The 12,987-nt window shown below is 35.8% G+C and carries 15 protein-coding genes; 10 read left to right on the top strand and 5 right to left on the bottom strand.

Annotation, left to right across the window (positions count from 1 at the left end; translation table 11 throughout):
* Positions 1 to 505 precede the first annotated feature (505 nt).
* Complete coding sequence (locus WA352_RS14330; protein WP_004807675.1) at positions 506 to 868, top strand: hypothetical protein; 363 nt, start codon at positions 506 to 508, stop codon at positions 866 to 868.
* A 125-nt stretch (positions 869 to 993) separates the two neighbouring features.
* Here the strand turns inward: WA352_RS14330 and WA352_RS14325 are convergent, their stop codons facing one another.
* Together WA352_RS14325 and gltS are read right to left on the bottom strand one after the other, a co-directional pair.
* Positions 994 to 1,941, bottom strand: coding sequence for a metal-dependent hydrolase (locus WA352_RS14325; protein WP_033133293.1), 948 nt, complete (start codon positions 1,939 to 1,941; stop codon positions 994 to 996).
* A gap of 232 nt (positions 1,942 to 2,173) precedes the next feature.
* Positions 2,174 to 3,403, bottom strand: a complete 1,230-nt coding sequence (gene gltS, locus WA352_RS14320) for a sodium/glutamate symporter (RefSeq protein ID WP_033133292.1) — start codon at positions 3,401 to 3,403, stop codon at positions 2,174 to 2,176.
* 523 nt (positions 3,404 to 3,926) lie between these two features.
* Here gltS and WA352_RS14315 point away from each other — a divergent pair.
* The 3 genes from WA352_RS14315 to WA352_RS14305 all read left to right on the top strand — a co-directional run bounded on the left by WA352_RS14315 (position 3,927) and on the right by WA352_RS14305 (position 4,983).
* Positions 3,927 to 4,244 (top strand): hypothetical protein, encoded by a 318-nt coding sequence (locus WA352_RS14315; RefSeq protein WP_033133291.1) that lies wholly within the window; start codon positions 3,927 to 3,929, stop codon positions 4,242 to 4,244.
* Between the two features lie 149 nt (positions 4,245 to 4,393).
* Positions 4,394 to 4,588 (top strand): hypothetical protein, encoded by a 195-nt coding sequence (locus tag WA352_RS14310; RefSeq protein ID WP_005203190.1) that lies wholly within the window; start codon positions 4,394 to 4,396, stop codon positions 4,586 to 4,588.
* Positions 4,589 to 4,680: 92 nt separating this feature from the next.
* The gene (locus tag WA352_RS14305) at positions 4,681 to 4,983 is read left to right on the top strand and encodes a hypothetical protein (protein WP_005316041.1); all 303 of its coding nucleotides are present in this window, start codon (positions 4,681 to 4,683) and stop codon (positions 4,981 to 4,983) included.
* A gap of 153 nt (positions 4,984 to 5,136) precedes the next feature.
* Here the strand turns inward: WA352_RS14305 and WA352_RS14300 are convergent, their stop codons facing one another.
* Positions 5,137 to 5,379 (bottom strand): hypothetical protein, encoded by a 243-nt coding sequence (locus tag WA352_RS14300; protein WP_005203192.1) that lies wholly within the window; start codon positions 5,377 to 5,379, stop codon positions 5,137 to 5,139.
* 859 nt (positions 5,380 to 6,238) lie between these two features.
* On the opposite strand from WA352_RS14300, the gene WA352_RS14295 reads away from it, so the two are divergent.
* The 6 genes from WA352_RS14295 (at position 6,239) to WA352_RS14270 (ending at position 11,049) form a co-directional block, all read left to right on the top strand.
* Positions 6,239 to 6,892, top strand: a complete 654-nt coding sequence (locus tag WA352_RS14295; RefSeq protein ID WP_005316037.1) for a hypothetical protein — start codon at positions 6,239 to 6,241, stop codon at positions 6,890 to 6,892.
* Positions 6,893 to 7,077: 185 nt separating this feature from the next.
* Positions 7,078 to 8,949 (top strand): non-contractile tail sheath protein, encoded by a 1,872-nt coding sequence (locus WA352_RS14290; protein ID WP_033133290.1) that lies wholly within the window; start codon positions 7,078 to 7,080, stop codon positions 8,947 to 8,949.
* Positions 8,950 to 9,210: 261 nt separating this feature from the next.
* Positions 9,211 to 9,543: a hypothetical protein gene (locus WA352_RS14285; RefSeq protein WP_032882365.1), complete on the top strand. Its 333-nt coding sequence runs from the start codon at positions 9,211 to 9,213 to the stop codon at positions 9,541 to 9,543.
* Between the two features lie 161 nt (positions 9,544 to 9,704).
* On the top strand, positions 9,705 to 10,217 hold the full coding sequence (gene lptA, locus WA352_RS14280) for a lipopolysaccharide transport periplasmic protein LptA (protein ID WP_033133289.1): 513 nt from the start codon (positions 9,705 to 9,707) through the stop codon (positions 10,215 to 10,217).
* 160 nt (positions 10,218 to 10,377) lie between these two features.
* A complete protein-coding gene (locus WA352_RS14275; protein ID WP_004653154.1) occupies positions 10,378 to 10,659 on the top strand; it encodes a hypothetical protein in 282 nt (93 codons plus the stop codon).
* Positions 10,660 to 10,794: 135 nt separating this feature from the next.
* Positions 10,795 to 11,049, top strand: coding sequence for a hypothetical protein (locus WA352_RS14270; protein ID WP_005316029.1), 255 nt, complete (start codon positions 10,795 to 10,797; stop codon positions 11,047 to 11,049).
* 35 nt (positions 11,050 to 11,084) lie between these two features.
* On the opposite strand, the gene WA352_RS14265 is transcribed toward WA352_RS14270, so the two are convergent.
* Positions 11,085 to 12,326, bottom strand: a complete 1,242-nt coding sequence (locus tag WA352_RS14265; protein WP_005316027.1) for a mechanosensitive ion channel family protein — start codon at positions 12,324 to 12,326, stop codon at positions 11,085 to 11,087.
* A 120-nt stretch (positions 12,327 to 12,446) separates the two neighbouring features.
* Entirely contained in the window at positions 12,447 to 12,986 is a 540-nt protein-coding gene (locus WA352_RS14260; protein ID WP_005203213.1) for a DUF2058 domain-containing protein, read from the bottom strand.
* Position 12,987 lies beyond the last annotated feature (1 nt).

The raw sequence follows: 12,987 nt of genomic DNA, 5'->3' as shown, positions 1-12,987 counted from the left end.
TGTAATTTATAAAGATAGTGAGGTTGTTTTAATCATCAAGCTCAAGAATTACACCCTTGATAATATACTACTTTTTTATGAATTAAATGGCTTCACTAATAGGTAGAGGCAGAAACGAATAGCCAAAATAATAAAATAAATGAATTAGAAAATGAAGATCAGCAGCCACAGAGTTCGGTGGTGAATTCAATTAATGTTAATCCAGTAGATTTAGTTGAAATTTTTGTTGAGATTGGAAGAGATGCATTAGATGTGGCTTCATCAATTATAGAGAATATTGATGTGACTTTTTGATTAGAAAGTTTGTCTTATAACTAAGTGTAGTTATTTAAAATAGGGAGATATTAAATAAGGTTTTATTTAGTTATTCTTCATGCTTTGTTTTATGTTTTTAAACGTATTGGTGTTTGATTTTAAGGCGGTTTTTTGTCCAATATGATGTTATAATAAGTGAAAATTAATATATATAGAAACGGTGATGAAAATAATATCTATAGTTATACTTATGTTTTTATTCGGTATATGTCGTACAGCAGATGCTAAAAACTTTAAAGATGATTACGTTAATTTATCTGATGTTTATTTCAAATCTATAGATGATCAAATTCAATTTGAATACGGCTTAAGAGGAAAAGTAAAGTCGAAAAATGAGCAGTTAGAGGCAAAGCAAAAAGAATGCTTGGTTGAGAAGAGTAAAGTAAATCTACACAAGCTCATTATGGAACATTATTTAGAGTATCAGGGCTATATGCAGGATGCTGCTGAAAGTGTGATGGCCAAAGATGAATTTAATTTTACTCAAAATGAAGCACAAAAAAATTATGCAGTACTTAAAAATGAGTTAAAACAAACTAAATTTCCTTGTTAAGTAACTGTTAGTTATTGTTTCTACCTGCTGTATGTTTAAGCTCAAGTCTTGAAGAAAAACACCCTTAACGAATTAAGGGTGTGAAATTGAAAAGTATGATACTGATGAAGGATATTGCAAAAAAATTAACTTGCTACAGGCGTCTTGCCTGAGTTTTGAGTCATTTGTTCGAAATATTGTACTGCTGGTGAGCGGGCCATATATGCCAATGCCTGTTCAGTATCGCCTTCATGGACTGGGTTAAATTTTGGAGATGTCCAACGTAAAGTTGCTTTCCATAAATATTTAATGGTTGGCAGATTATCTGTTTGTGTTGCAGTTTTTTCAAATTCACGGATAAATCTAAAGAATCCGCGACGCATTAATTTTTGGATATCTTGATGCTCTAGATCTTGTTGTCCAAGGCTACGCGCAAAATCTGCAAGGAAGAAAATAAACAGAGGGAATACACCCATCATGATCACTTGTCGAGAGACATAGAAACCAAATTTGTTGGTGAGTAAATGCTCAAAAAGGTCATAGGCAACGCAACGATGCTCAACTTCTTCGGCAAGATGCCAGCGAAATAAGTCAGTCATAGCTGGATCTGCTGTATCCCAAGACTTGCTATCGAGTGTCCATTGTCCAATGGTTCCAGTAAAGTGCTCGATTGCAGCAATAACACCAACTCGGAACAACAACCAGTATTCCTCCAACTTTTCACTCTTGAGGAACGGTATCCCTAAAGGTTTGTCACCGAGAAGAATATTAAAAATAAAGTGAGCACGATTTAATGGATCTTGAATGTCATAACCATTTTCTCTCAAGAAATCTTGTGCTTTTTCGTGGGCACGGGCATGAGCAGCTTCTTGACGAACAAATCCGATAACTTCTTGTTTTAGGTTTTCATCAGTTACATAAGGGAGTGCTTTATTAAAAACTCGACAAAACCAAAATTCACCTGCAGGTAGCAACATATTGATACCATTGGCAATGTGAGAGCATAGCGGGTCATTTGGCATCCAACAAACAGAAGATTCCGAAAAATCAAAATATACTTTTCTTGCTTTTAGTTGATGATTTTCTGTGATCATACCTGTCACCCAATATAAAATTACGAATCAATTTGAATCAGTAATTTTTAGCATTGAGTAAAATTGTTCACCATGTGCTTATAGGACAAAAATACCTGATCTAGAGATTCTAAAGATAAAATAGCAAGAACTTCTCACTTTGAAGCTTGAAATGCCATACATAAAAAAACCATATCTATTGAAGATATGGCTTTAATAAAATCAATCAAGCAGTCAATCTATGACTTAGCAATTAACCAAAGATTTGTAAGATACTTTGAATAACAACAACGTTTACCAGATCAATAAAGAATGCACCGACAAGAGGAACAATCAGGAATGCTTTATGTGAAGGACCATACATGTTGGTAATGGCTTGCATATTTGCAATCGCATTTGGAGTTGCTCCCATACCAAAACCACACAGACCAGAAGCCAGTACTGCTGAATCGTAGTTTTTCCCCATCACACGGAAGGAGATATAAACAGCAAAGACCCACATTGCAATAGACTGAGCAATTAACAAAATGATCATTGGAATTGCAAGGTCTGCGAGTTGCCAGAGTTTTAATGATACCAGTGCCATGGCGAGGAAAAGCGCGAGGGCAGTGTTACCAAATACATCAATTGAACGATCAAAGATTTCTTGTTTTAAGCCTGTTTCTAACACATTACGTAACAGAATACCGCCGCCCAATGCCCAGACAAAGGTAGGCAATTCAATTGCAGTACCAATCGTCAGGTTCTTCATTGTTTCTGCAAACGCTAGCGCAAATGCAAACATACCTAAGGTGACAATTGCGTTGTCTGCAGTGATCAAACGAACTTTCTGTGGTGCTTCAAATGTGTATTCGCTATCAGTAAGCGGGGCATCTTTATTTTCTTCGCGTATTTCAGCGTTTAAAGGTGACGCCAGATTATGCTTACGAATAAGATAACGCGCTAATGGACCACCCATTAAACCGCCAACCACCATACCAAAAGTTGCACTCGCAATACCCATTGGTAATGCGCCTTCAACTGCGTATTTGGTTTCAAAAATTGGACCCCAAGCACCCGCAGTACCTAAGCCACCGACTAAGGCAATTGAACCTGCAACAACACCCATCAATGGATCAAGGCCTACGGCAGAGGCAATTGCCATACCAACGCCATTTTGAATGATGACAAAGAAGGAAATTGCAATTAAGAAGATGATTAATGGTTTGCCACCTTCTTTGAGTTTGGCGAAATTAGCACTTAAACCAATGGATGCGAAAAACATCAGCATAAAAGTGTCTTGCATTGGCTTATTTACAGAAATTGTATAACCCGCAAATTGATGGATTAAGTAAAAAATAATTGCGCCGACTAAACCGCCTGCAACAGGCTCTGGGATATTGTATTTTGTTAAAAACGGGATGTGCTTGTTTAAAATGCGTCCTACGTAGAGGACCAACACCGCTAGCATGAGCGTATATGTTGGATTAAGAATGAAATCCATAGATATCCTTAAAGTATGAACCGTTAAGAGCATAAAAGGCTCTCTGAGGGCGCTAGATTAAATTAAAAAAAACAGCTTTAAAATATGTGATGTGGTTAACAATTAAACATTGCTGCATCTAAATAGTTGTTGCAAAATATTTAAGTAAACAAAGAGTAAAATTACAGTAAATTTAAGCATTTAATTTAATGATTGTTTATTTGAGAAGGCATGTTGCTGCCATGGATTTCACATGAAATTGAGAAAAATTATTTTTTTGTCTGAATGGGATCTAAAAGGGTACTTTTTATACGCTTGCTGCAGCAAAATTTAGAATTTCAATCATGAATACGCTAGAGAAATGCAATATCAAGACGCTCTTATCGCGCAGGAACCATAAAGTTGCTGAATTCATAAGAAGTTACATTTCGTAGCTTAAATCCCGCAAAGCGCTCTACAATAAAAACAGAAAACGAATCGTTTATTTTGAAAAAGTGAATATATTTATTTGCTTAATTTTTTATTGGTTGTCTAGGTTACTTAAATGAATAAAAAGCATATTATTTTATCTTTACTTATCGGTTTAGTTATTGGTGGTTTAATCGGTTCATTCGGTTATTCAAAGACTACAGCACGTTATGATGCAATGACTACAGCTTGTGTCATGATGAATCAAGCGGTTGAAAATGAATTATTAACGCCACAACAGGTTAAACAGTTAGGCACACTGACTGGACAAAGTCTTAAGAAAGACTATCAATCGGTTGCTTCCAAATTTCAGTTTTCTGAAAAACAGCTGGCAAATGCTTCTGCAGGTTCAAATTGCAGCCAGTTTATCGTTGGGGTAAACGAAGCGAAATAATTTTAGTTCAAAAAAGCCCACTTCATGTTGGGCTTTTTTGAATTTTAGAAATATATGTTGGTTTTATAGTGCAATAGAAAAAGAAAATGCCCTAATTTACTGAGTAGGCGTATACTGTTTATACGTATTAGAATCATAAGGATCCAAAAATGCTTGTTAAATTTGCAGTTCGATTCATGGGTGTTCTATTTGCGGTATTGGCTCTGGTCGCTCTTGTGATTCATTTCTTCTTTTCTAGTAAGTTGACTACGGATTTATGGATTATCATGGTTCCGATTATTCTTGGTGTTCCAATGCTCACTTCCGTCATTGTTGCTAAAGATGATGAATTAAGTATCCAATAGAATTTATGTTTAATTGTACAAAAGCTTATCAAATGATGGGCTTTTTATTTTTATGTGGTATAAAAATAATTCCAATAATAAAGGAGCATAAAGTGTTTTTTTCTGAAATTGTTCAAACTTTAGATCGAGAATATGAGCTATTCATAAACTCTCAAAGCTATCAATCCTATAAAAACAGTGACATACAAATCAAAGCATTATTTTTGAGAAATGCGCTAAAAGCAATTAAATATCCGCATACTGGTTTAATCCCTTTAGGTGGTGGAGTGTATAAGCTACTGAATTTTGATCATTTTGAATTGGATATTAACTTATTCAATACACCCCAATTTCGTAATAAAACAGCTTTTATTGACTGGGTTTCTAGACGCTTAGATAAAGAGATCTGCCCATAACAAAAAACAGATGAACTAAATGTTTAGAAGTAATTTGATTTAGGTTCGAGTAGTGGCACTTGAAAATTAAAACGCTCATTTTCATCATTGATTTTGAGCGTTTATTCATTCTAGTTGCTTAGAAATGTGTTCTTGATGCTTAGTTGCTTGCGCTTATGCTATTTTTTTCATATGTTCCAAGCAGTCAATTGCGGTCCTACTTGTTACACTGAGTTCTCTAGCTAAAGTTTGGGCTTGATCCCAACCAAATATCTCTAATTTGACCAATAATAGCAGCGTCATTTCAAGATGATTTTTGCTCTTAATGATTTCATCAGAATTGTCAAGATCAATTAACATATCAATTTCAGTTTTGATATAGTCGATTGCTGCATCTTTTTGCCGTTTTTGATACATTTTTTTTCTCCTATAAAAGGTATCTCAATAATTAATAGAATACGGAAATAGCTTAATGATTTATTAAATTAAAATTAATTGAATATTAAATAAATAAAATGCTATAGGTATTCATTAATGTATTTCTCACTGCTTGCAGCGCGTCACTTTTATTTATAAGTTTGAGCTGAGAATAACTCTAAAATTGGCAATACTGAATCTTGCATCATTATTTTGTCAACTTTCAGGTTTAAATTTCACAAATAAATGAAAAATACTCTAATTTTATAATGCAATTTGTAAGCTTTAGTCAACTGACGGTTACATTTCGATTGGCCTTTTTTGTGTGTTTTGTGACAAGCATTAATAATTATTTATTTAATTCTGTTTTTAAGTTTTTATTTAATTTAATCAATAACTAAGTTTTAATAATAAATTATTTTTTGTATACTTTGAAATTGTAAAAGCCGACCCTAAATTGACAATTATGACGTTTTTTTGCAGTAATAAAATAGTGGGGTAGCAAAAATGAACGCAATGGAAGAATATTTGTCATTTTTTTCCTATATAGGTTATATGAAAAAAATATGTTTTTTATTAATGAATTAGCATGTGGCTTAATACAACATAAAAAAATTGAACTGTAAAGTTAACGAAGATAATAAATCTCTTGGAGATATTATTCAGTGTGTCTATGAGACAACAATACGGTGAGTTTAGGGCTGAACATGGTTTTGTGTTAAAATTACACAAGGATATAAGGGCGACCAGATGTCGGTTTCTTGTTTTTATTGATAGTCTTTAAAAAAAAATGATTTTTAAAAAATTGAAAATAAATTATTCTCTAAGCTCTTAAATTCAAATAAAAATAGGCATTAGGATGAAAAAAATATTTGTCGGGGTGATGGGAGTAGCAGTATCTCTCATGGGCGTAAATGGGTGGGCAGATACACCTTTACAAGTCAATTATGGGACACCTCAAGAGCTTGGACAGCGTACAGTCCAACCCATAGATCAGAATTATCGTAGTGAGACGAGCAGCGGAATTCAGACTTCTGTATTTGCAGAATATTATGGCTCTAGATTGCAGTCGGATGCGATTGATGGTCATGAGAAATTAAATGGCTTTGGTACAGGCGTTACATTTACAGCCTTGGATACCTTAAGTACAACATTTGGATTGAATTACCAAAAAAGTTCAGATTGGCACAGCACTGAAATCAATGTTAAAGGTGGCTATAAATTTTATAATCAAAATAATACTTATGCGAATGCAAGTATTGGTATTGGTTATGCATGGCTTGATGCAGATGACTATGATACTAAACTGCGTTATGTAACTTTGCCGATTGATTTTGAATTAGGTCACTATATTCAAAAGGATATTGCAGGCTATGTGGGACTTGGATATAAATGGCTGTACATCGAAAACTTTGACGATGCATGTACAGGTTATTTTTGTGAGAGCACCGCGTCTGATGTGTTAGATCTAGATGGAATCACTTATAAAGTGGGCATTCGTTACAATTTCTAAGAATCCGTTTTTGCAATAAAAGAGCTCGTCACAAGATGAGCTTTTTTATTGATCTGATTCAGTTTAGCTTTACATAAAGTCGAAATAAATGCGTACTTTTTGATCAATCCTTACTCATGCAAACAGTCAAAAAATCACGATCGCTTAAGATAAAGATTCAGTGATTAATGAGAGCATTTAAAAAAATGACAAATACTTTTGAATATAAACAAAAAAATTTAAAAACAACTCCCGGAATTAGCATCCAAACCTCAATGATTAATCGTTTTAGTCCAAAGTACTGGCGCATTGATGGTCCACAGACCATGTCGTTTGCAATTACCAATTATGGGAATGGCTTTGAAGCATCATTTCGCTCACGTACCACAACCGATCTTGCAGGGATTATTTGGGATTCATATGATGCGAAAGATCATAAGTTTTTGGCTTATGAAACTAAATATGATTACAGCGGTGTGATTTGGGATTTTGATATTGAACTCTCGGCATCTATGCCAATGTTAAATAATCCAACATTAACACCGACACTTACTGTGCAATACAAAGCCAATGGTGAGGACAAGGTTGCTTACATTGTCTTGTTTAACTATGCAAATCAGCCAGCATCTCGCTCGGCACATATTCATATCAATTGGAATACAGTCAAAGCGGGGTTTTCAGCAACAGAGTCTTTTCCTGTCACCAACATTCAGCGAATTTCGTTTTCAGGTTTTACGAGCAGTTATAATGGGCATTCTACCCAGCCTTTAGCCCAAGTCGAAGATGGCTATATTCGTTTAACGAATTCGGTAACCACAGGGCCAAATGCCAAACTTACGCTCAAGCGCGTTTCTGTTCCACAACATGACTACGGCATCTGTACCAGCTACGATGACCATTATGATCTGAATCCACAGCGCTTGGTCGATAATATGCAGGCTTTGGGTTATCACGGTTTGATCAATCATTATTGTGGTATGTCAAAGTATCCTGAAATGTCTTGGAACAGTAGTATTAATAAATGGCAAATTCCAGATACGTTGGTGACCAATCAATCTGTTGTAAATCCATGTACACGTAAATGGCATGAGCGTTTTGCTCAAGCATTGCAAAATGCTGGGATGCAGCCTGTATTTGGTGTCAGTTTTGAAATGTACTCATTGGGCGCAAATGAATTCTGGGCACAGCGCGATTGGAATAGTAATTTAGGCCGTACGGGGTATGAACCGCCAAGTTATTTCTTTAGCCCGTGTGATCAAAATGCACTTGCTTATCTACATAAAGCGTTTATTGAGTTTGCTGATACGATGGCTGTAGGCGGCTGCCCTGTAAATATGCAAATTGGTGAACCTTGGTGGTGGTATAATCAGGGTACAGATTTACCATGTGTCTATGATTATCCAACTAAACTGGCATTTAACGCAGACACGGGATTGTATGCACCAGACTTGGGCACGATTTATGATGCAGTAAATAAAACAGGCACACCATATGATGAGTTTAAGGCTTGGTTACGCAATAAACTAGGACAGACATGTCGAGATATTCGTATAGTGATTAAAACCAAGTATCCAACAGCAAAAGTGTGTCCACTGATTTTCTTTCCAACGATTCGCACACCGATTGAAACCTTGGCGACAGATATCAATTATCCAAGTGAGCACTATAGTTATCCGAATTTCGATTATATCATGACGGAAGCCTATGACTGGATTTTGGAAGCGCGTTTAGGCTTGGCTCATCAGGCGGTTTCAGAGATTCCTACACAAGATTTGAACTACCCAGCTGATAAAGTGGCTTATTTAGCAGGATTTGTTCCTGATTCCTCAATTGCTCACCTCTATGGATTTGATAAGACTAAGCCTTATCGAACACCAATTTGGCAGCGTGTATTTGGAGATATGAAGAATAATAATCCTTTAGGACTGATGAAGCAGTTTATCTGGGCCTATCCGCAAGTGATGCAGGATTCTGTGACGATTGATACTGTACAGGCACCGAATGGATTCTTTGTCGAAAATACACTGTATACGCCAATTAGCGATGATACGCCGTATCCACCTGAGATTTATTTATAATTAATACTTAGACTGGAAGTGGTTTTTTAAATTAAAAGCCACTTCTATTTTCATCATTTACCTAATTTTTTAATAGAATGATTTGAATCACGAAGTGAGTACTGGCGGAACATCCATAGAATTTTTTTTTGATCATACACTGTTAAATTTTTCTTACCCAACTGGTACAAAAGATATCTGCGGTGTCGTACTTTAATGATAAATTAGAACAAATGACCCGCAATGGCGGATTTCTATGAATTTATCGTATGCAGCATTGTTATGAAAATCAGAATTCTATCTCTAGGCTTAATCTCCATCTTATTTGTTGGTTGTAACAAGCAGCCTGAAGTTAAAAGTGAGAAGGCGCAAGAAAGTTTTGAAGTCGTGGACAATAAAATCTCCGAATACATGGACATCTTGGATAATCCAGATACACCAAAACAAGAGCAGACACGTGTACTTTGCAAAGATTATCCTAATCTATATGAATCAAAGTATATTCCTGCTTTACTAAAACTTGCACCTAAGGACTATAGCAAAGAGAAGTTGATGTCTGATTTAAAAGTATCGACTGATTATTATGCTGAAAAACTGGATATCAATTGTCAATAGACTGGCTTAGAGAGGAGATTTTCCTCTCTTATTTTTACCCATCAGGAATTTTCGCATATTTAGAGTCAGTATTTACGCTCATTTAATTATTTCAAATAAGAATTAATCTCATCTTGTGCTAAGATCAGCCGTTTATAAATGCATTGATCTAAAATAATATCATGATGAAGAAAATTGTTTCGATTACATCAATTTTGATGTGCAGTACATATATTTATGCGCTTGAGTCTGACTTTCAGCAGTCGATTTATATTGAAGCTACAGATACGCTTTATAGCCCAAATCAAAGTTCCTTTTCGGCTTCTAATATCCAAATTAAACAAGGTACGATTGATATCCAAGCGGCTAAAGCCATAGGAACTTTGAAAAATGGCCAGCCTTATCAACTTGCGCTTATGGGAAGCCCTGTCAGATTTCAGCAAAAAGTGAGTGAAGAAAAGGGAATGGTTTATGGTAAGGCCAACCACGTTGAGTACAGCACTTCAGCAACTGAAATTGTATTAAAAGGTAATGCATCCATTATCATGGATGGCTCCAGTATTTCAGGTGAAACGCTAAGATATAATTTAACCATAGGTGATGTTGAGGCTCGTGGTAGCTCGAATAAACGCGTTCAGATGGTTATTCCACCACAGAAAAATGTGCAAATGAAGCCGCTGATCAGAAGTCAGTAGGCGAGTCAAAGTACTTCCATTTGCTTATTTAGCTCATAAAATTGTTATTCTTGTATTTGCGCGCCAAAATCTGTCGTTTAGTTGACTTTATGGACTTGAAAAACTGGAAATAGAACATATTATAATTTTTTTCTTATTCTGATATTACAGGCGGAATACGGTGAACGAAGAAGTTTTGTTACCTGCATCACGAGCGACTGCAATTTCTAATGCAAATGTTAAAAAGTTAACAGTAGATAAAATTCTCTCAAAAATTTCCAGTACGATTAAATTAAGAGCCAGTGACGGTGATCGAGATGCCTTACAACAATTTTCAAAACATGAAGTCAGTAGCGAAGATGCGGATATTGTTGTAACTGAATTAAAGGAAGCAGGTTATAGAGTTTTCTTAAATCCTAATTTTACCAATACCAATATTCAGTTTCAGCTAGAGTGGGACTGATTCCTAAAGACCGTAAAAAGCTCCAAATTTGATTGGGGCTTTTTTATGCGCCATTTTCTTTTCTAGAAGTAAAACTTATCCCTAAATGTTTAATAAATTTGTTTATAATGTTGAAAAATCAATTTAGAGCGATGGATGAGTTTAAAAGGATTGCTCTTTGTCATGTTAGGGATGGCATTGGCTTTTGCCAGTTACTTCTACTGGGATTATAAAAAAACGGGTGGTTATCAGAAGAATAGTGATGGCTATTATGGTTATTTTTTTCCGAGAGACAATGGATTAAACAATCCAGCAGATTGTGAATTAGCAAATACAGAAAACCCAAAAGAGCCACCAGTATCAGCGGAGTGGATGCAAGGGTGTAAGAAGTACTTTGAGATCAATCAATAAAAAAGCACCTGACGGTGCTTTTTTATTGAGCTAGATTAGGCTTTATCGGTTTGTTCAGTAGAGAGTAACTGAAAATCGTGACCTGATGGTGCTTGATAAATTCTCAAGCCAAATTCAGGAATAATTGCAATCAAGTGATCAAAAATATCAGACTGAATTGCTTCATACGAAGCCCATGCAATGGTATTGGTAAATGCATAGATTTCTAATGGTAAGCCTTCACTGGTTGGTTGCATTTGACGTACCAAAATAGTTTGGTTTTGGGCAATCCCTTGATGCTGACGTAAGTAAAATTCAACATAAGCACGGAACGTCCCAAGATTGGTTAAACGACGTTGATTATACTGAGACTGATTACTCAAGTGATTGTTGAACTCTTCAATTTCAGATTTCTTAGCATCGAGGTACTGATCAAGTAACAAGAAGTCTTTGAGCTTTTGTTGTTCGGCATCAGACATGAAGTGAACACTGCTTTGATCTAGGAACAGTGAACGTTTAATGCGACGGCAGCCAGACTCACTCATCCCACGCCAGTTTCTAAAGGTGTCAGTCACCAGTTTGTTTGTTGGAATGGTTGTAAACGTCTTATCAAAGTTCTGTACGGTCACCGTATGTAATGACATATCAATGACATCGCCGTCTGCATTTAAAGATGGCATTTCAATCCAGTCACCAATACGAACCATGTCATAAGAAGCGATTTGAACACTGGCAACCAAAGAAAGAATGGTATTTTGGAACACCAACATCAATACCGCAGCCATTGCACCGAAGCCTGCAAGTAGGGTAAACACATCTTTTTTTAAGAAGGTTCCCAAAATCATGAGGCCACAAACAACGAATAAGATCAGTTTAACAAGTTGCAGATAGCCCTTAATCGGCTTATTTCTAGACTTGGGATTACGTTGATAAATTAAGTTAAAAATATTCAGCGCTTCACTGACAGTAAGTGCTAGGGTCAGGAAGATAAAAGCCTGCGCACCCATTTGTACAAAGCTGATGAATTTCTCTGGTAGATGTGGAATCGTGGTAATGCCATTCATGATGACAATCGCAGGGACGATATTGGCAAAACGCTGAGTCACACTATGTTGTGCGAAAATTGATTGATTTGGAGATTTAAATTTTGTAACTAAATGGCGAATACCACGGACGATAATTCTTTTCGCAATAAAGTTGGCAAGTGCCGCAAACAAAATCAAAATGATGAATGCAATCGCTGTTTCTAGCCATGGGTAATGGCTTAACTCACTACGCAAATACTTTAAATAATCCAAACCCAAAACACCTTATAAATTCTTTGAGCGGGAATTGTAAGGTGTAATGGTGTTTTATATTAACTTGATCACAGTTTATATACGATTTGTAAAGGCGTCTTTACATAACTGTTGGATGATTTACCACATTAGATCATCAGGAATCACATATGCTGCATATGGATCTTCCTCATCGGTAGTTTGATCATTTTTCTCGGTATTGTTATTTATCAAGATAAAACCTTGCATTTTTTGATCAATTTTTTCCGCAAGCGCTTTAGGTAAATAAGCGTAACTGTCTTGATCTTTGGCAATCACAAGTGAACCTGAAACAAGGGCATTATACACTTGCTGTGAAAGATAGACTTTTTTGATCTTGCCCTCATCAATAAATTGATAAGTTACGTCACCTTCAATTTCTTTTACTTTATGATGTTTAATCATCTGGATGATCGAAGCTTTTAGGGCTTTCTCTTCCAGTACAGCTTGCTTTTCTTGATTCAATGCTTGGTCTTTGGCTAGTTTTTCTTGTTTGGCACGGTCGATTTCAGCTTTCAATGCCGCATCATCATTTTGTCCAGTACGTTGGCCATGTTGTGCTTGCTTCGTTAATTTTTTTGCTTTCTTATTATCAACCAAGCCCGCTTTTAACAATTGAGCTTGCAATGCATTTTTAACCATA

It is taken from the genome of Acinetobacter sp. 102 (assembly GCF_037028485.1).
Classification (GTDB): Bacteria; Pseudomonadota; Gammaproteobacteria; order Pseudomonadales; family Moraxellaceae; genus Acinetobacter; species Acinetobacter higginsii.
The sequence above is the reverse complement of the archived record's forward strand: the minus strand, read 5'-3'. Positions and strand labels throughout refer to the sequence as shown.